The organism is Massilioclostridium coli, assembly GCF_900095865.1.
In the GTDB taxonomy this organism is placed as follows: Bacteria; Bacillota; Clostridia; order Oscillospirales; family Ruminococcaceae; genus Massilioclostridium; species Massilioclostridium facile.
The window spans coordinates 471,971-492,190 of the sequence record NZ_FMIZ01000006.1 but is presented as its reverse complement, the minus strand read 5'-3'; the positions used below and the strand labels follow the sequence as shown (position 1 = coordinate 492,190).

Annotated in this window: 18 protein-coding genes and 1 tRNA gene; 13 read left to right on the top strand and 6 right to left on the bottom strand. The window is 39.4% G+C overall.

Translation table 11 applies throughout. From position 1 onward, the window contains the following. Positions 1–44 precede the first annotated feature (44 nt). Positions 45–1,595 carry a DUF6056 family protein gene (locus BQ2683_RS04480; RefSeq protein ID WP_069987557.1) on the bottom strand — a complete coding sequence of 517 codons (1,551 nt, stop codon included), beginning with the start codon at positions 1,593–1,595 and terminating at the stop codon, positions 45–47. Between the two features lie 326 nt (positions 1,596–1,921). Next, positions 1,922–1,997, bottom strand: a tRNA-Lys gene (locus BQ2683_RS04475). A gap of 371 nt (positions 1,998–2,368) precedes the next feature. On the opposite strand from BQ2683_RS04475, the gene lepA reads away from it, so the two are divergent. Next, positions 2,369–4,177, top strand: a complete 1,809-nt coding sequence (gene lepA, locus BQ2683_RS04470) for a translation elongation factor 4 (RefSeq protein ID WP_069987556.1) — start codon at positions 2,369–2,371, stop codon at positions 4,175–4,177. Beyond that, entirely contained in the window at positions 4,170–5,267 is a 1,098-nt protein-coding gene (gene hemW / locus BQ2683_RS04465) for a radical SAM family heme chaperone HemW (RefSeq protein ID WP_069987555.1), read from the top strand. The genes lepA and hemW overlap by 8 nt, the downstream gene beginning before the upstream one ends. 193 nt (positions 5,268–5,460) lie before the next feature. Here hemW and BQ2683_RS04460 read toward each other — a convergent pair whose 3' ends face one another. After that, positions 5,461–6,429, bottom strand: a complete 969-nt coding sequence (locus BQ2683_RS04460; protein WP_069987554.1) for a magnesium transporter CorA family protein — start codon at positions 6,427–6,429, stop codon at positions 5,461–5,463. A gap of 284 nt (positions 6,430–6,713) precedes the next feature. Here BQ2683_RS04460 and BQ2683_RS04455 point away from each other — a divergent pair, with 284 nt between their 5' ends. From BQ2683_RS04455 to BQ2683_RS04405, 11 genes are all read left to right on the top strand, one after another. After that, positions 6,714–7,595 (top strand): phosphate ABC transporter substrate-binding protein, encoded by an 882-nt coding sequence (locus BQ2683_RS04455; protein ID WP_069987553.1) that lies wholly within the window; start codon positions 6,714–6,716, stop codon positions 7,593–7,595. Positions 7,596–7,702: 107 nt separating this feature from the next. Beyond that, positions 7,703–8,656 (top strand): phosphate ABC transporter permease subunit PstC, encoded by a 954-nt coding sequence (gene pstC, locus BQ2683_RS04450; RefSeq protein WP_069987552.1) that lies wholly within the window; start codon positions 7,703–7,705, stop codon positions 8,654–8,656. After that, positions 8,646–9,515 (top strand): phosphate ABC transporter permease PstA, encoded by an 870-nt coding sequence (gene pstA / locus BQ2683_RS04445; protein ID WP_069987551.1) that lies wholly within the window; start codon positions 8,646–8,648, stop codon positions 9,513–9,515. The genes pstC and pstA overlap by 11 nt, the downstream gene beginning before the upstream one ends. A gap of 16 nt (positions 9,516–9,531) precedes the next feature. Then, on the top strand, positions 9,532–10,296 hold the full coding sequence (gene pstB, locus BQ2683_RS04440; RefSeq protein ID WP_069987550.1) for a phosphate ABC transporter ATP-binding protein PstB: 765 nt from the start codon (positions 9,532–9,534) through the stop codon (positions 10,294–10,296). A 2-nt stretch (positions 10,297–10,298) separates the two neighbouring features. Further along, positions 10,299–10,940, top strand: a complete 642-nt coding sequence (gene phoU / locus BQ2683_RS04435; RefSeq protein WP_069987549.1) for a phosphate signaling complex protein PhoU — start codon at positions 10,299–10,301, stop codon at positions 10,938–10,940. 39 nt (positions 10,941–10,979) lie between these two features. Further along, a complete protein-coding gene (locus tag BQ2683_RS04430; RefSeq protein WP_069987548.1) occupies positions 10,980–11,660 on the top strand; it encodes a response regulator transcription factor in 681 nt (226 codons plus the stop codon). Next, positions 11,657–13,315 (top strand): sensor histidine kinase, encoded by a 1,659-nt coding sequence (locus tag BQ2683_RS04425; RefSeq protein WP_069987547.1) that lies wholly within the window; start codon positions 11,657–11,659, stop codon positions 13,313–13,315. The genes BQ2683_RS04430 and BQ2683_RS04425 overlap by 4 nt, the downstream gene beginning before the upstream one ends. Before the next feature lie 783 nt (positions 13,316–14,098). Continuing rightward, on the top strand, positions 14,099–14,755 hold the full coding sequence (locus tag BQ2683_RS04420) for a hypothetical protein (RefSeq protein ID WP_069987546.1): 657 nt from the start codon (positions 14,099–14,101) through the stop codon (positions 14,753–14,755). A gap of 170 nt (positions 14,756–14,925) precedes the next feature. Then, positions 14,926–15,246: a helix-turn-helix domain-containing protein gene (locus BQ2683_RS04415; RefSeq protein ID WP_069987545.1), complete on the top strand. Its 321-nt coding sequence runs from the start codon at positions 14,926–14,928 to the stop codon at positions 15,244–15,246. A 1-nt stretch (position 15,247) separates the two neighbouring features. After that, positions 15,248–15,754 (top strand): SLOG family protein, encoded by a 507-nt coding sequence (locus BQ2683_RS04410; RefSeq protein WP_069987544.1) that lies wholly within the window; start codon positions 15,248–15,250, stop codon positions 15,752–15,754. A gap of 80 nt (positions 15,755–15,834) precedes the next feature. After that, the gene (locus BQ2683_RS04405; protein WP_069987543.1) at positions 15,835–16,197 is read left to right on the top strand and encodes a hypothetical protein; all 363 of its coding nucleotides are present in this window, start codon (positions 15,835–15,837) and stop codon (positions 16,195–16,197) included. A gap of 275 nt (positions 16,198–16,472) precedes the next feature. On the opposite strand, the gene BQ2683_RS04400 is transcribed toward BQ2683_RS04405, so the two are convergent. The 3 genes from BQ2683_RS04400 to alaS all read right to left on the bottom strand — a co-directional run bounded on the left by BQ2683_RS04400 (position 16,473) and on the right by alaS (position 20,091). Then, on the bottom strand, positions 16,473–17,033 hold the full coding sequence (locus tag BQ2683_RS04400; protein ID WP_069987542.1) for a phosphoribosyltransferase family protein: 561 nt from the start codon (positions 17,031–17,033) through the stop codon (positions 16,473–16,475). A 75-nt stretch (positions 17,034–17,108) separates the two neighbouring features. Then, entirely contained in the window at positions 17,109–17,447 is a 339-nt protein-coding gene (locus BQ2683_RS04395; protein ID WP_069987541.1) for a histidine triad nucleotide-binding protein, read from the bottom strand. A gap of 10 nt (positions 17,448–17,457) precedes the next feature. Next, the gene (gene alaS, locus BQ2683_RS04390) at positions 17,458–20,091 is read right to left on the bottom strand and encodes an alanine--tRNA ligase (RefSeq protein ID WP_069987540.1); all 2,634 of its coding nucleotides are present in this window, start codon (positions 20,089–20,091) and stop codon (positions 17,458–17,460) included. Positions 20,092–20,220 lie beyond the last annotated feature (129 nt).

Here is a 20,220-nt window from a genome sequence, read left to right as displayed (position 1 = left end):
CTATTGTGCTAAAATTCCTAGTTAGTAATAGCTGGATTGCAGTTTTAATCTGGAAATATTTGATGATAGGTTTTCCAGTCAGCCCAGACAGATTCTTTTTTGTAATATCTTGCCATCGCTCGATTGGACCATGGATAATCAATCTTCTGTGTTAAATCTCCATAATAAAGCAAATAGGGGCGTTTAGTATAGGGGGTAAGTTTTGCCTGTCGGATAGCGGGGTCCTCTAACAATTCTAACCTATTTTGATATTCCTGGTCATAGCTGGCCGCTTCCCCACTTACCAGAGAATAGGTCGCTTCCAAGCTGATCAGCCCATGAAAATCCGCAGGGTCATCTTTCGCCATACGGATGCCGCATCCAGCAACTACTATTAAGGTGCAGAAAGCAATCATATAAGGTTTGGATTTTCGAAAACCCTTTCTCATTCCACATTGGTTTTCCCTATGTGTTGCGCAATAGTGGTTTATTTTTCTGCGGAGCCATCCACACCAATAAAACAATTGCGCAGCCCATAATAACCAAAACGAAAAATAGATAATATTGAGGATACGCCCTTCCCCATAGCTTCCCATACCGTATAGTGCTGGAGAAAATTGCGCGCAATACAGACAAAAAATTCCTACACTAACCAGCAACGGATAACGAAAATGGTAGGTCGTTTTTCCAGCCATCTTCCAAAACACCAGTGCCATTGCAATGGAAACTCCCCAAAAGAGGGGCTCACTCCATTCCCGAATAAAATAACTACCATAATAAAAGGAGTCCAAAATCGTCATTAAAATGGATTGTTTCTCATAGCTTTGAGCACGTACGAGATTCCCTGGAGCAATGATGCTAACGACAAAAGCCCCTGCTAACACTACAAGCGCAACAAAAATAAACCAGCGCCCAGGTAATTTGCGATAGATATGAACCGCAAGCCATATAAATAACAACAATACACTTAACAAAGCTGTTATATAATTTCCTCCTCCAATCAAAACGCAAAAGACAAGGATGATACCCTTTCGCAAGAAAGAAGGATGTTTCAAGTGTTCCTGTAAAATCCAGCCCCATAACAATAAACCCAAAGAATAAAAGAAGGTATAATAAACCGCACCGTTATACCAGTAAATTCCTTGAACCGGTGAAGGCATTGTCTGAATCGAAATCCCCATAATCAAGACTGACAACAAACACCACTGTGCTTTAGATGCCTTTAACAGATCCACACACAAAACCTTTCCAAAGAAAAAAGTACTTATCACATAAATACCCAGCATAATATACGGAGTGATCCAATAAAAAGATTCACCCCATACAGCAGGCTGGAAAGAAAATAGAAACACTGCGGCAAAGCTCCCCTGCCATTCCTGATAAACTTGGGCTGTCTGTTCTACCGCAACTCTTACTGTATCAAATATAGAGCCTCCTGCCTGGATTGTATGATGGATTTGTGCCCCAAACACAAAATCGTCAATTGCTGGATGGTCAAAAAATGCCAGTATCAACAATGGCGCTAAAGAAATAATAAAAATAACGGATAAAATCCGATTGACCTGTTTTAATGTAATCCGGTCCAAAACCGGATTCAGCTGTATTCCTTTTTTCATCTTCATTTCCTGTCTTTTATAAACGGATAAAGTAAATGTCCAATTTTTTAATAAAGCATTAGGATATGTATACTTTTTCAAGCTTAGCTTTAATATGCTGTTGAATATTAATTATGACCCGATATGGGTCTTTTTTTGTCTGTTTCCTTATGAATGAAAAAGTATGAAAAACCAGAATAAGATCGCAACATCCGTCTGGTTTTGGATAAAATGAAACGGTCTATTAAATTTACACCTGACGCCCCAACGCCTCTTAACACCACTCCGAGCAATTGCGTCATTGTGATATTAAGTCATTCAGATAAAATTTAATAGACCGTTTGTTATGGTGAGCCACCGGAGATTCGAACTCCGGACCCTTTGATTAAAAGTCAAATGCTCTGCCAACTGAGCTAGTGGCTCTCACTCTTATAAAAAGCACTTGGTGTTTGAAGTTGTCTCTCATCAAAGTGCTTATTTATTATAACAGCCCTACAACGTTTTGTCAACACTTTTTTCGAAAAAAATTCAAAAAAATTTTTTCTTCCTGTTTTATGGTTATTTTACCCCAATTTTATCCCAAAATTCTGCGGTTTCACAGCAGGGATTCTTATTGTCATCCTGTTTGTGGTTGTGGTATAATATCCTTACTATAAAAATGATTGTATATTCAGTATAACCAGATTTCTATTATTCTATGCGTTTTTGATTGGGATGGTGTGTTTACGCCGATAAAGCTACTATAATAGAAACAACCTGATAAAATTTTGAACCATTTAGAAGGAAGTGTTAATTTGTCAACCAAACGTGAGAACATTCGTAACTTTTCGATTATTGCACATATTGACCATGGAAAATCCACCCTGGCGGACCGTATTCTGGAAAAAACCAGCGCAGTAGCGTTGCGGGATATGGAATCTCAGCTATTGGATAACATGGAAATTGAACGAGAACGTGGAATTACCATCAAAGCGCGCGCGGTAAAGCTAAACTACCAGGCAAAAGACGGACAAACCTATGAATTTAACCTAATTGACACACCGGGACATGTGGACTTTAATTATGAGGTATCCCGTTCCTTAGCGGCATGTGAAGGCGCTGTATTGGTGGTGGACGCTTCACAAGGGATTGAAGCGCAAACATTGGCAAATACCTATTTGGCGATTGACCATGACCTGGAAATTTTGCCAGTCATCAATAAAATTGACCTTCCATCCGCTGACCCAGACCGTGTCTGTCACGAGGTGGAGGATATTATTGGAATCCCAGCGCTGGACGCACCACGTATTTCCGCCAAAAACGGCATTAATATTGAGGAAGTGCTGGAACGTATTGTAACCGATATCCCAGCGCCAACCGGAGATGAAACAAAACCACTACAGGCGTTGATTTTTGACTCTTATTATGATAGCTACCGTGGTGTTATTGTTTATGTCAGAATCAAGGAAGGGACGGTAAAACCGGGGCAGACCATCCGAATGATGGCAACCGGCGCGGAATTCACCGTAGTAGAAGTGGGTTATATGGGCGCTGTAAACCTTGTTCCAACCGAAGGGTTGGTTGCCGGGGAAGTTGGATATATTGCCGCTTCGATTAAAAGCATCCGGGATACCAAGGTGGGGGATACCGTCACCACGGTGGACAACCCTGCTACTGAACCATTGCCGGGCTACCGCCAGGTAAATTCCATGGTGTTCTCTGGGATTTATCCTGTGGATGGTGCAAAATATGAGGATTTGCGGGAAGCACTGGAAAAACTCCAATTAAACGATGCTTCTTTGACGTTTGAACCGGAAACTTCAATTGCGCTGGGGTTCGGGTTCCGTTGCGGCTTCCTTGGCTTGCTGCACATGGAAATTATTCAGGAACGGATTGAACGGGAATATAATTTGGATATCATTACTACGGCCCCATCCGTAATTTATCGAATTACTTTGACCAATGGGGAAGTACAGTACATTGACAACCCAACCAATTACCCTGACCCAGGAATTATTTCATTGGCAGAAGAACCAATGGTGAAGGCTTCTATTTTAACACCAACCGATTTTGTGGGCAATGTAATGGAATTGTGTCAGGATCGCCGTGGCGTCTTTAAGGATATGAAATATTTAGAGGAAACCCGTGCGGAATTGCATTATGAACTGCCATTGAATGAGATTGTTTACGACTTTTTTGACGCGCTGAAATCCAGAACCAGAGGTTACGCTTCTTTTGACTATGAGATGATGGGTTACGCCCCATCCCAGTTGGTAAAACTGGATATCCTATTAAATGGAGACATTGTGGATGCCCTTTCCTTTATTGTGCATAAGGATAAAGCCTATCCAAGGGCACGCAGAATTGCGGAAAAATTAAAGGAACAAATTCCACGCCAATTGTTTGAGGTGCCAATCCAGGCAGCGGTAGGCGGAAAAATTATTGCCCGGGAAACCGTAAAAGCGATGCGAAAAGACGTACTGGCAAAATGTTATGGCGGGGATATTACCCGTAAACGGAAACTGCTGGAGAAACAAAAAGAAGGCAAAAAACGTATGCGCCAGTTGGGCAGCGTAGAAGTCCCACAGGAAGCATTTATGGCAGTGCTCAAATTAGATGAATAAGATTGGCTTATATGTACATGTACCGTTTTGCAATGGAAAATGCCCTTACTGCGATTTTTATTCCATGGCAGCCTCTGAAACGTTAAAGCAGGAATATGTCCAAGCCATTTTGACCGAACTGGAACAGGCGGACCATACCAAGCAGGCGGATACCTTGTATTTTGGTGGGGGAACCCCAACATTACTGTATCCGGAACAACTGGTGCAGATTGTGGTACAGGCGAAACGCTTTTATCAATTGGAGGATTCCAGTGAAATTACTTTGGAAGCGAATCCGAATACTGTTTCTTTGTCCCAATTAACGCAATTGAGAAAAGGCGGGTTCAACCGGATTTCATTTGGGATGCAATCCGCAGTACCGAGGGAATTGGAAGCTTTGGGCCGGAAACATTCTCCAGAACAGGTGAAGCGGGCGGTGAAGATAGCAAAACAGGCAGGATTTGAAAATATCTCGGTTGATTTGATGTTGGGAGTTCCATACCAAACGGTTTCCAGCATAGAACAGTCATTCGATTTTATCAATCAGTTAAACATTCAACATGTTTCTGCTTATTTGTTGAAAATCGAGCCAGGAACTCGTTATTTTGGCGCAGAATGTTTAAAGTTTTGTCCAGATGAGGACCAAACAGCGGATATTTACTTGAAAACAGTGGAAAGTCTCTTTAATATGGGATTTGAACAATATGAGATTTCCAACTTTGCGAAACCAGGCAAGCAAAGCCGGCATAATCTGAAATACTGGGAATGTGGGGAATACATCGGATTTGGTCCTGCCGCCCATTCCTTTTATCAGAGAATCCGCTATGGACATAGTAGGGATATCCAGTCTTATTTGAAACTGGGGATTCAAGAACGGGAATTTTCCCAACCCGGTGGGGATTGGGAAGATTATATTATGTTGGGAATGCGCCTAAAAAAAGGGATTGACTTGGTACAGGCAAAAGAGAAATATCCAGTTGAATCCAGCCAACTAGCTAAAAAGATAGAGCCATTCCAAAAAGCAGGTTTTATCGTACAGGAGGATTCCCGTATTCATTTTACTCCAACAGGTTTTTTGGTATCCAACAGTATCCTTGCAACACTGATATAGTTTGTAAACTATAGTGATTAACGTAGTACAGGTGTATGTTAGCTTATCTAGAACCCGGATAAATGAAATCTGTTTTTATTGAATAGATGAATTGGTTATTATGGTTTTTCTATCTACCCTAGGCAAAACGGTTTATTTTGCCCTATAAACAGGAACCATAAAATAAATAGGGGGCTTCCTTGTAAGAAGCCTCCTATTTATTTTGCTCGTCTTTCTGTTTCTCTTTTTTGGGGTGCATAAAAAAGTTTTTGTAGCTTAAATAACCTAAACTAATAAAAAGAAATAACCCACAAAGTGCCGCAATTAATGCATAACCATATTTCCAATGTAATTCTGGCATATTTATAAAATTCATTCCATACCATCCAACAACTAAACTCAATGGCATAAAAATAGCCGATATAATGGTCAATACCAACATGGTACGGTTTTGTTTTTCGTTCTGTTTAGCCTGGTGTAACTGCCATAGTTCCATAGAATATTCCTGCAGCATCTTTGCTTCACTAGCTAGACGCTCTACACGCTCCACAAATAATTGAAAAATATATCGGTCCTGTTCCTCAAAATACTCATTTTCATCTTCCGCTAATTTTCTTCCTACATCAGCCAGTTGTTTGTAATATCGGTAAAGACAAAACGCTTTTTTTCGTATCTGTACCGAATATGGAATATCACCTGCTTTTTCCCCTTCCTCTTCTTCGATTTCTTCTTCCTGCTGTAAAAGTTTTGTTTCAAGTTGTTCCATAAAGATTAAGTCTCTATCAATTAACAAATTTAACAGGTCATATAGGAATTTTCCCATCTTAATGGGACGTCCATAATGTGTTAGTGGAATTTGTAATATCAGATGATCTATAAAATTTGTGTGGTCTAAAATAATAATCTGATCTTTTTGAATACAAAAAGAAGCTGAGTTATAGTGATCCTGATACATTTTTACTGGAATACCCAAGGTTCCAATAATGATTTCTGGGTACACCTCTGCTTTGCAAAATTTAACAATTTTTCGGCTATCCTGCAATTTCCAAAACAGTTTATCCAGTTCTGGGTAAGTAGGAGTACAGGTAGCTGGTATCCCTGTCCAAGTAACCATTTTATCGGTATTAGAAGGATATGTTTTAATGTTAAGCCCTTTTTCTCCTTTTGTAATTCTAAAATACATATAAGCCCTCCTTTTCTATCAAACACTCCATTTTTTACCATTATAACATAGATTTTAAGAAAAATCTCCAGATTTCATATATTTTACAAAAAATAGTCAAAATAGATGGATTTCGGAAACAATTTACAACTAGTTCTTGTATGAAAAAGCAAACAAGAACTAGTTTATCATTTTACATTTGGGTTTTTTCTGTTTTACTTATATTTTACATAACTGTGATTTTACACTTTACATAGCTTTTATATACTGTAAAACGTAATCTAATGATAAAGGAGAAACAAACAATGAAAACAATAAAGAAAATTCTTGCCGCTTTATTAGCTGGCGTTATGGCAGTAAGTTTAACCGCATGTGGAGGCAATGGAAATAGTAGTTCTAATGCATCTACAGGATCTTCTACATCAACTTCTGGTAATGTTGATTTAGGTGGAGCTAAAATTACAATGTCCGGTTCTACTTCTATGGAAAAATTCTGTTCCGCATTAACCGAATCTTTCAACGCAGATTGCAACGCAGCCGCAACCGCTGAGTATACAGGTTCCGGCGCTGGTATCGAAGCAGTAACCAATGGTACCGTTGATATCGGTAACGCTTCCAGAGCATTAAAAGACGATGAAAAATCTGCAGGAATTGTTGAAAATATTGTAGCGATTGATGGCATTGCAGTAGTAGTTGATACTGCGAACACAGTAACAAATTTAACAAAAGACCAATTGATTAGTATTTATAAAGGTGATGTTACGAACTGGAGTGAATTAGGCGGAAATGACCAAGCGATTGTTGTAATTGGACGTGAATCCGGCTCTGGTACCCGTAGCGCATTTGAAGAATTGCTTGAAATTGAAGACGCATGCAAATATGCACAAGAAGTTGATTCCACTGGTGGTGTTATGGCAAAAGTAGCTTCTACTCCAGGCGCAATTGGTTATGTTTCTTTAGACGTTTTGGACGATACCGTAACCTGTGTAAATTTGGAAGGTGTAGAAGCAACAGAAGAAAATATTAAATCCGGTGATTATTTCTTAAGCCGTCCATTTGTATTGGCAACAAAAGGTGAAATTTCTGAACAAAGCGAAGCTGTTCAAGAACTGTTTAAATATATTGAATCTGACAAAGGTCAGGAAATCATTCAAAAAGTTGGATTGGTTGTTCCAGATAAACAATAAAAAAGAAAAAATCTTACATACTATTCGATATCCTCAAGATTTTAAAATTCTTGGGGATATCGTCATGAAATTTATGTGTGGTCAAGAAAAAGGAGGCGTGTAATATCATGAAACCCCATGGTGGAGTAAAAAAACCTATTTCCATTATTGGAAGCCACAAAACAAAGTCCGCCATTGAGCTTACAGCTAATGTTATCTTTTTTATATGTGCAGTTGTTGCGATTCTTGCGGTTCTTGCAATTACAGTTTATATGATTTATTCAGGGGCTCCTGCATTATTTAAAGTTGGGATTTTAGATATTTTATTTGGAACAGAATGGGCTCCTACAGCTACAGATCCTAAGTTTGGTATATTGTATATTATTTTAACCTCTATTATAGCTACTACATTAGCTATTTTAATTGGTGTACCAATTGCGTTAATGACAGCTATATTCTTATCAGAGATTTCAAATAAAAAATTAGCGCATATTGTAAAGCCAGCAGTTGAGCTATTGGCGGGCATTCCTTCTGTTGTGTATGGCTTATTGGGTATTTTAATGGTAAACCCCGTTATATATAAATTGGAACAATTTATTTTTAAAAATGATCCAGACCATCAATTTACAGGTGGAGCTAATTTATTATCAGCTGTAATTGTGTTAGCTATTATGATTTTGCCTACTGTTATCAATATTAGCGAAAGCTCATTACGCGCAGTACCACAACAATACAGAAATTCTTCTTTAGCGCTAGGTGCAAGTAAAATTCAAACTATTTTTAAAGTAACAGTACCAGCAGCAAAATCCGGTATTATTACCGGTGTTGTTCTCGGTATTGGACGAGCTCTTGGGGAAGCAATGGCAATTGTTCTGGTATGTGGAAACTCAGTAAATCTTCCATTACCATTTAATTCAGTTCGAACATTAACAACCGCCATTGTCTCTGAGATGGGTTATGCTGGTGGTTTGCACCGTGAAGTATTGTTTACAATCGGTTTGGTATTATTTGCATTTATTATGATAATTAATATTATACTGAGTGCTATCCTGAAAAAGGGAGGCAGTAAAGATGACAACTAGCGTAAGTATTTATGATAAAAAACGGCGTCCAGGTGATATTATTTTACTTGTTTTAATCTACGCCTGTGCATTTTTAGCAGTATTATTATTGGTTGGGATTATTGGTTATGTGATATACCGTGGGCTTCCATCAATAAATTGGGATTTTATTTCTAAGGCACAAAGTGCATTAGAAGGTACATTTGGTATATTGCCTAATATTATTAATACGATATATATTATAGTAATTACCTTAGTCATTGCAACACCAATTGGTATTGGCTCTGCCATTTATTTAAACGAATATGCAAAGGGCGGAAAGTTAGTAAGACTAATTGAATTTACGACAGAGACATTATCTGGGATTCCCTCCATTATTTTTGGTTTATTCGGTATGGTGTTTTTCGGGAACGTGTTAGGGCTCGGTTTTTCTATTTTGTGCGGCGCCTTGACATTGACTATTATGATATTACCAATTATTACAAGAACAACACAGGAAGCCTTAAAAACCGTTCCAGAAAGCTATCGTAGTGGTGCTTTGGGGATTGGGGCGACAAAATGGTATATGATTCGCACTATTATCCTCCCCAGTGCGATTCCAGGTATTATAACCGGGGTTATTTTGTCTATTGGTAGAATTGTAGGGGAATCCGCAGCCCTTTTGTTTACAGCGGGAAGCGGTTATTTAATGGTACATAATTGGCTTACACATCCTCTTTCACCTGGTGGCACTTTAACGATCCAAATGTATTTGAGCATGACAAAGGCAAAATATGATGATGCATTTGGCATTGCGTTTGTACTGATTATTATCGTTCTAGCCATTAATCTATTGACAAAAGTTTTAAGCCGTAAACTTGATGTAAATAAAGAAAAATAACAAGTTGGAGGACAGTATGGAAAAACAACAAGTTACAATCCATGTGGAAAATTTAAATTTATATTATGGAACAAACCATGCGTTAAAAAATGTAAATATGGATATTTTTAAAAATAAGATTACCGCTTTTATCGGACCATCTGGATGTGGGAAATCCACTTTTTTAAAAACGTTAAATAGAATGAATGATTTGGTTCCAAACGTAAAAATAGAGGGAAAAGTGTTGCTGGATGGGGAAGATATTTATTCCCCAAAAGTAGACACTACCTTGTTGAGAAAAAAGGTTGGGATGGTTTTCCAGCAGCCAAATCCTTTTCCCATGAGCGTTTACGATAATATTGCATATGGACCGAGAATCCATGGAATTCGTTCTCGAGTTAAGCTAGATGAAATCGTAGAAAAAAGTTTACGGGATGCCGCAATTTTTGATGAAGTCAAGGATCGGCTAAAAAAATCCGCGTTGGGGCTTTCTGGTGGGCAACAACAGCGCCTCTGTATTGCTAGAGCGCTGGCTGTAGAACCAGAAGTTTTATTAATGGATGAACCTACCTCAGCATTGGATCCAATCTCTACCTCCAAGATTGAAGAGTTAATGGGCAGCTTAAAAGAGAAATATACAGTAGCTATTGTTACCCACAATATGCAGCAAGCAACCCGTATTTCTGATTATACAGCATTTTTCTTGGTAGGTGAAATGGTAGAATACAATGATACTGAGCAGATGTTCTCTATGCCACAGGATAAACGCACAGAAGACTATATTACAGGGAGGTTTGGATAATCATGCGGTCAAAGTTTGATAGCCAATTAGAAGAATTACATGTAAAACTAATTACAATGGGTAGTTTGTGTGAGGAGGCTATTTCCATCTCCGCAAAACTGCTTCAAAATAATGATGAGGAGCAAAAACAAAAGGTTTGCTCTTTGGAACGTGAAATCGACCATATGGAACGGGATATTGAATCCCTCTGTATGAGAATGATTTTACAACAGCAGCCAGTAGCAAGGGATTTACGCTCGGTATCCGCAGCGTTAAAAATGATATCGGATATGGAACGTATTGGCGACCAAGCTGCTGATATTTCCGAACTGGCTCCGTATATTGCGGATAATATGGTGCAAAGTAAAGTCCATATTGGAGAAATGGCTGTAGCTACTGTATCTATGGTGACCGATAGTGTAGAAGCTTTTGTAAAGCAGGATTTGGATTTGGCTCATCAGGTAGAAAAAAATGATGATAAAGTAGACCAAATGTTTGATAGTGTAAAAGAAGAACTGATTGGTTTAATCCGTCAGGATACAGTAGACGCAGGGGTTGCATTGGACCTTTTAATGGTAGCAAAATACTTTGAACGTATTGGTGACCATGCAGTAAATTTAGCTGAGTGTGTAGAATACTCTGTCTTGGGTTTTCATAAAAAGTAATTTATGTTACAATAAAAGGCGGAAAAGAGGCGATAACAATTGATTTACTGTTTAGAAGACGATGAAAGCATCCGCGAACTAGTTACCTATACCTTAAATACTCAGGGCCTAGAAGCCCAAGGGTTTTCCAAACCCAGTGAATTTTGGGAGGCGATGCAGAAAAGTGTTCCAGATTTAGTCTTGCTGGATATTATGTTGCCAGAGGAAGATGGGTTTAGCATCCTAAAAAAAATACGCACTTCATCTATGACAAAACGGCTTCCGGTTATTATGCTTACCGCGAAGGGAAGCGAATATGATACTGTCCGTGGATTAGATAGTGGTGCGGATGACTATATTCCAAAGCCATTCCGTATGATGGAACTGCTTTCCCGTATCCGCGCTACCCTACGTCGCGCTGGCGATGAAGAGGCTGCCATAGAGGAATATCAAATTGAGAATTTATATGTTTGCCCATCTCGCCATATTGTGACTGTGGATGGAAATAACATCACATTAACGCTAAAAGAGTTTGAGTTACTTTGCCTGTTATTGGCGGAACGAGGTACAGTGCTTACTCGATCCCAGCTGTTGGATCGCATTTGGGGTTATGAGTTTGACGGGGAGAGCCGTACGATTGACGTCCATATCCGTACGTTACGGCAAAAATTAGGCGAAGCTGGTAGCCTGATTAAAACAGTGCGGGGGATAGGCTATAAAATAGAGGATGTGGACAAATGACAAAACGGATTTTTCGCTCTATTTTATTGGTTTCCATTGCTTCCTGTTTTGTAGGCCTTGCCTTTGTTATTGGAATTTTATATCAATATTTTGACAACCAACTAATGCGGGAACTAGAAAATTCGGCCTATTATCTTTCCATTGCCGTAGAACATGAAGGGATTTCGGCTCTAGATGACCTTCCAGAGGGGAAAGAGCGGATTACAATTATAGATACGGATGGTACCGTACTATATGATACCTCTTCCAATCCAGCAACCATGGAAAACCACAATACCAGAGAAGAAGTGCAAGAAGCACGAGAAAATGGATCAGGAAAAGCTGTTCGGCAATCCAATACCTTAGGCCATAAAAATATCTATTATGCTTTAAAACTCTCCAACGGCCAGATTTTACGTGTATCCAGCACACAATATAATGTGGCTACCTTGCTGCTCAATCTAATCCAACCAATTTTATGGGTATTCGCCTTGATTGTATTACTGGCAACCATTTTCTCTTTCCGTGCATCTAAAAAAATTGTGGAACCATTAAATAAGCTGGACTTGAATAATCCAGACATCAATGAACCCTATGAAGAAATTGCCCCATTGTTAACGAAAATCAGCCGTCAAAAACGAACCATACGCAGCCAACTATCCAAAGCTAAACGTCAACAGGAAGAATTCTCCTTGATTACTAATCATATGGAAGAAGGGCTGCTGGTAATTGACAAACAGACAGAACTCCTTTCTTATAACAACAGCGCGTTGCAGTTGCTAGGGGCAAAAGAAACCAAACCACAGGGCAGCATCTTTATTTTAAACCGCAGTGAACCGTTCCGCCAAGTGGTGAACAAAGCACTGTCTGGGGAACGGACAGAAGCTGTTTTGCAGATAAACGATTTGTTTTATCGGTTGACTGGGAACCCTGTTTTCCATCATGACGAAATAGAGGGGGCTGTTCTTCTTCTAATTGATATTACCGAGAAAATGCAGAGGGAACAGCTGCGGAATGAGTTTACCGCAAATATTTCCCATGAATTAAAAACACCACTGACTTCTATTTCAGGGTTTGCGGAAATCATTCAAAATGGCCTTGTGTTACCAGAGGATATCCCAAAATTTGCAGAACGGATTTTTACAGAATCACAACGTTTAATCACATTGGTAAGTGATATTATAAAAATTTCTCAGTTGGATGAAAGTGTTCTACCATACGAAAAAGAAACGGTGGACCTTTACAAAACAGCAAAAGAAATTTTAGACCGTCTTACTCCAGCGGCAGAAAAAATGGATGTACGGCTCTGTATCGAACAAAGTTCCGCTACATTAGAGATTGTAAAGCCAATTTTTGAAGAAGTAATTTATAACCTTTGCGACAACGCTATTAAATATAATAATCGGGGTGGATCTGTACAGGTTATCATTCAACAAACAGATGAGATAACAAGTATTGCGGTAAAGGATACTGGTATTGGAATTCCGGTATCCGACCAGCAGCGTATTTTTGAACGGTTTTACCGTGTGGATAAAAGCCATTCCAAAGAAATTGGGGGAACGGGATTGGGCTTGTCCATTGTAAAACACGGCGCCGCCTATTTGGGCGCGGATGTTAAGGTGACCAGTACAATGGGAAAAGGAACCACATTTACCCTGATATGGACTCATATATAATATTTATATTACAATCAACCTTTATTTTTATATTTCATTGTTTCAATTCTCTAACTATTTTCCACAAAAAGGCCTGATGCATGCATCAGGCCTTTTTGCAATAAAAATAACTTTGGTTCTATAAACAATAAAATGGATCATGTAGGGAAATATAAAACAAACACAGAAAATTTCAAAATAATATAGTATGGTATGAGAATTATGTGGTATTTTATTGGTTTATTATAAGATATTCTTACAAACAGCGGGCAAGTTTGAGCTTGCTTTAGAAATGAACTTGCCCGTAGAATATCTGGCAGTATCCTCAACTCATCCTATTCTATGTAGCAAAAAAGACGCCGCTACAGTTCAGATGTAGCGGCTATCTTTTTCACCGATCAACAATGGGATCAATCGCCTATCCAATCATGCCCCACACAAACAGACCAACTGTGTTCCTTTGGAATCAATCTGTTTCCTGTATTGCATTGGCAGTAAAAATTTGTTATAATTTGTCGTAAGACATTACCTGTAAAACGGTAGGCGGTTGAATCTTGCCCCAGAAATGGGGTGTTGCCCATAGAATATCTGGTTATGTTCGCAATATTGTTATTGCTGATTGATCGTATTCTACATAGCAATAAAAAAAGATAACCGCCCACATTCCCCAGCGATTATCTTTTTAACTTAAAAATACTGGGGCAAACCGTCTATCCGGTAATGCCTTTTCTAACTTTATTATAACCAGTTTATTGGCAGTTGTCAATTATTTGTATGAAAAACAATAGAAAGAGAAAGAAGAAAATGGCGTCCAAAAAAATAAGAGAGAAAAAGTTAAAGCAAAAACAGAACTACCAGGCGTTGCGCCCAGTACACGACCAGAAAAAGAAATGCGATAGCCTTTTTTCTACACTGCGTTTTATCAAACGAATTGAATTAATCGGAATCATCGTTATCATTGTATGGTGTTGCTTTGTTCTATCCAATTCAATCTATTTTTCCCCTTACCAGACAGACACTATTACTGTAAAAGAACCCTATATATTTTCTCGCATTGGCTGGACTACAACCTATAATATTATTACAGAAAACGACTTTTATATGAGTGAAAGTCCAAAAAATATTACCCGTGAAATGTTTTTAAAAGAGATTACTCCTGGTTCAACGATCAAAGTTGAATATCAAAAACGCGGAATATTTCGGACAAAATATTGGAATAAAATACAAAAAGGAAACACTACTATCTTTCAATTAGAAAAAAAACAAAATGAAATTTCCTCTATTATGAAGCAAATCTTCATTGTTGATGGCGTGATTGGAAGCATTTTAATCCTGATACTGATTTTTCCCTATCGGAAAACCAAAATAAAATACAAACAAGAATATCAAAAATATATTGCCTTACAAAGGGAATATGAAAGCAGTTTATCCAACATTCAGATGGGACAACCTGAAAAATAACGCCTGTGGACAGCAGGCGTTTTCTTTTTTTGCCCAAAAAAATTAGAAAAAATATCCTTTTACCCATACGCTAATACCGATTCTTTGCAGGAGCGTATCTGTATTGCAACCCAGATTTTGTTTATACTAGTGATAAGCGAATGAGAATCAATAGATAAGGGTTAGGCAATATGATTGATAAACGGATTGGCAAGCGCATCAAAGAGCGCAGGGAACAACTTGGATTAACGCAAGAACAGTTTGCGGAAAAGGTGGGTTTAACTACAAACTATATTTCCACGGTGGAACGGGGCGCATCCTTTCCACGATGTGAAAACCTGATTAAAATTCTAAATGGACTGGAAACCTCTGCTGACGCTATTTTTTCTGATGTCCTTCTATATTCCAATAACTATCAATCCTCTAAACTTTCTGAAGAATTACATACTCTACCAATAGAAGAACAAAAACGCATTTTAAACCTTGTAGAACTGATGATAAAAGGGGATTGACATGGAACAAATCCTTACATGTTGTTTTACCGGGCATCGACCACAAAAATTTTCGTTTGGTTTTAACGAACAAGATGATAGATGTAAGAACCTAAAAAAGATATTGCGAGAACGCATTGAATATTTGATTACCCAACAAAACGTAACATACTTTATTACTGGAATGGCATTGGGGGTGGATTTGTTTGCCGCTGAAATTGTGCTGCAACTAAAACAAAACTACCCTCACATTCAACTGGAGTGTGCCATCCCCTGTGAATCCCAATCGAAACGCTGGTCAAAATCATTGCAAAATCGGTATGAAATGATTTTATCCCAATGCGATACACAAACTGTGTTGCAAAAATACTACACCTCCAATTGCATGCTAAAAAGAAACCAGTATATGGTTGACCACGCTGACATCATCCTAGCAATCTGGAATGGCACCCCAGGAGGGACAGAAAAAACCATCCAGTATGCCAAACAACAAAATAAACGGGTGTGGCTCACCCTTTTTTACGATTAATTTGTCAAAATTTGTTGAATTCATTTCTGAATTGGTTTATAATGTAAATATCTACTAAACTATTCCAAGGAGATGAAAAAATGGATCTAAATGGCGCAAAAGGGATTTTAAAAAGCTTAGCGGATGGTGTGGACCCCCTAACTGGCGAAGTATTACCAGAGGACCACATATGCAACCAACCAGAAATAATACGGGCAATTTATATGGTTTTAATGGAATTATCCCGTGGAAAACAGCATCGTGAAAAACCAGAAAATGATGGTGCTCCATGGTCAGAAGAAGAAGAGCAACTACTTTGCGATATGTTCGACCAAAACCGAACAACAAAAGAAATTTGCGACTATTTCAAACGGACAAATGGCGCAATAGCGGCGAGGTTAGTAAGGTTAGGAAAGATTTCTGATCGGACAGAATTCAGAAATAATAACAAACCATCCTTTTAGATGGCGCTTTGAAATCTGAAAATCTAGGATAATCATGTAAGTTAATAGCTTGAATAGATTCTATAGGGCTCTATAATTGACGGGTACGTGGAATATTTCTGTATCACTTTGTTGTGTTATCTATAAATACACAATATTTCCTTTTATATTTCGCTTCTACGATTCCCTTTGATAAGGATTTACTTCATTGGCTGCTTTCCCAACTAATCAATGATAAAAAATAAGGCTTGAATCAGAGCAATCTGGTTCAAGCCTTATTTTTTATACTGAATGTTTTATTCAATTGGTGTACCATCGCTTGTAAACAATGGGAGCTTTTCCAGGAAAATAATATCGTCACGGTCAGCGGAATCCCCTTCCGCCAACACGGTGGCTCTTCCTACAATTTTCCCTTCTGCGGAGTTCACCAAGTGTTCTAGTGTCCGCAAAGATTCTCCAGTACTAATCACGTCGTCCACAATCAAAACCCGTTTACCCTTCATCTTTTCGGCATCCTGTCCATCTAAGTACAAAGTCTGTTCATTCGCCGTTGTAATGGATTTTACCGTTTCATGAATGGGCGCCCGCATATATAGTTTCACCGATTTACGGGCAAGCAAATAAGGGATGCCGGACTGGCGGGACATTTCATATGCCAGTGGGATTCCTTTGGATTCCGCAGTCACAATGTAATCTGCTTCCGGACATTTTTTCAATAATTCTTCCGCACAGGCTATTGTCAGTTCCACATCAGAGAACATAATAAACCCTGCAATGGACAATTTATCATTTAACGGGCAAATAGGGAGCTGACGCTGTAAGCCCGCTACCGTTAAAGAATAATACTCGTTTGCCATATAAAATCCTCCAATTCAATGGAATCCCGACAAATAATGCTACTTGTCGGGAATTCAAACTTATTCTTATGCCAATCAGCCTGGAGGCCAAGACATATCCCTGCCACCAAGAACATGGAAATGCAGATGTGGAACAGACTGGCCGCCCTGTACGCCACAGTTGTTGACAATGCGGTAGCCATCCGCCAGTTTTAACGTGCTCACTAGATTCGCGATCACCTCAAAAATATGGGCGATAATCTGGGAATTTTCCGGTGTAATTTCACTTGCACAAGCAATATGTTCTTTTGGAATCACCAAAAAATGAACTGGAGCCTGGGGGTCAACATCATAAAACGCCAACACCTGGTCATCCTCATACAGCTTTTTGGATGGAATTTCACCTGCAACAATTTTACAGAATAAACAATCCATAAGACGCCTCCTATTTCACAAACTTCTGCACAACAGAAGGAAGCTGAGCCAAAGCTTCATCAATTTTAAATATTTCATTGACGCCAGCCATCGCACTATCTGGTCGTCCGCCACCTTTCCCGCCAGCTAGGGCAGAAACCTCACGGACAATGTTTCCGGCATGGGCGCCACGTTCTACCGCTTCTTTTCCACATACAGCAAGCATTGTTCCTTTTCCTTCCGCAATGCTAGCAAAGACAGCCACTACATTGGTCCGTTCTTTCACACGGTCCCCCAGAGCACGGAGGGACTGGGTATTTAACCCGTTAAAGCTTGCGGAGATTACCTGTATTCCGTTTACTTCCAAGGCGGAATCCAATACTTCCTCAAACCGATAAGAAGCCAGTTTTTGTGTCATCTCATCAATTTTATGGTCTTTTTCCTTTAGCTCGTCCATCAAGTTTTTACATCTGGATGGCAATTCATGAGGGTTGGTCAGTTTTAACACAGAACAGGTAGTAGCAATCATTAAGTGATTTTCGTGAATCATATTCAATACACCGGTACCAGTAGTAGCCTCAATACGGCGGATACCAGCAGCGGCAGAGCTTTCACTGATAATTTTAAACAGCCCTAATTTAGAAGTATTATCCACATGGGTACCACCACAGAACTCAATCGAATAGCCGGAAGCGTCCACAACACGCACAACATCGCCGTATTTTTCGCCGAACAGCGCCATTGCGCCCAGTTGTTTTGCTTCTTCAATTTTCATTTCCTGTACATTGACATCCAATGCATTCAAGATCTGTTCGTTTACTGCTGCTTCTACATCAGCGATTTCCTGTGGGGTCATTGGCTCAAAGTGGTTAAAGTCAAATCGAACCCGCTGGTCGTCTACTAGCTGGCCAGCTTGATGGACATGACTGCCTAAAACATCACGTAAAGCCTTTTGCAGCAAGTGTGCCGCAGTATGGTTGCGGGCAATCGCCTGACGGCGTTTTTCGTCAATTGCCAGATGGCCGTTCATCCCATGGGAGATGCTTCCAGCCATCACAACACCAGAATGGAGAAAATGCCCGGATTTCGCTTTTTTACAGTCGGTGACATTCACAATATTATCGCCATACACAAATACGCCACGGTCGCCAACCTGTCCACCACTTTCCGCATAGAATGGAGTCACGTCAAATACCAGTGTTACTTGCTGCCCTTCGGACGCAGTTTCCACTTCTTTACCATCCACAACAATGTGTTTTAGGGTAGCGTCACATTCGTACATGCTATATCCTAAAAATTCAGTAGCATCATCGGTGAACACCAGTTCATTTTCATCCCATGCCACATCATTTGCCGTTGCGTTCTTTCTAGCAGCTTCTTTTTGGGCGTTCATCAGTTCCATAAACCGTTCTTCATCAATAGCGATATTTTGTTCTTCAATTACTTCTTTGATTAAATCCAGAGGGAAACCATACGTATCATACAATTTAAACGCCTGATCCCCGGAAAGCATCCTCTGTTCCATGGAAGAATCAATATTATCAATCATATCATACAATAAATTCAAACCTTTATTAATAGTAGAAGCAAAGTTTTCTTCTTCTGCTTTTACAATCTTTTTGATATAATCCGCATTTTCCAACAGTTCTGGATAAGCTGGCTGGTTTTCTTTAATAACAGTGTCAACTACCTGATACAGGAATGGTTTTTGGATTCCAATCATTTTACCATTACGGGCAGCACGACGGAGCAAACGGCGAAGTACGTAGCCACGACCTTCATTGGAAGGGATTACCCCATCCGCAATCATAAAGGTAGTGCTACGGATATGGTCAGTAATAACACGGAGGGAAACATCCGTCTGTGGATTTTCCTTATAGGTTACGCCAGCAATCTGGCTGATATGTTTCATGATATTCTGAACAGTATCTACTTCAAACAGGTTGTCTACTTCCTGCATAATGCAAGCTAGACGTTCCAGCCCCATACCAGTATCAATGTTTGGATGTTCCATTGGTTCATAATTGCCTTCCCCATCGCTGTTGAACTGGGAGAATACCAGGTTCCAGAATTCTACAAATCGGTCGCATTCACAGCCAACTTTACAGTCTGGTTTGCCACATCCTTTTTCCACACCACGGTCAAAGTACAATTCAGAACATGGACCGCATGGACCGGAACCAATTTCCCAGAAATTATCCTCTTTCCCAAAGCGTACAATATGATCAGGGTTTACACCACGGTGTTTTGTCCAAATTTCAAACGCTTCATCATCGTCCTCATAAATAGAAACCCAGATGCGGTCAATGGGGAGTTCCAGTTCTTTGGTAACAAATTCCCACGCCCACTCGGTTGCTTCTTCTTTAAAGTAATCGCCAAAAGAGAAGTTGCCCAACATTTCAAAAAAGGTACCGTGACGGGCAGTTTTCCCTACATTTTCAATATCCGGGGTACGGATACATTTTTGGCAGGTTGTTACACGATTTTTTGGCGGGGTTTCCTGCCCTAAAAACCATTTTTTCATTGGCGCCATGCCGGAGTTAATCAATAGCAAACTGTTATCCCCTTGTGGTACCAGAGGGAAGCTTTTTAACCTTAAGTGGCCTTTTTTCTCAAAAAAGCTCAGGTATTTTTCCCTTAATTCATTTAAACCCATCCATTTCATTGGATTTGTTCCTCCTATCTATTTCTGTTTTTACTACAAAGGCCGTACCAAAAACAAATAAAAAAAGCTCTCGCCGCCTATGGGACGAGAACTTGCTGTTTCCGTGGTACCACCCAAATTGCTGCACAT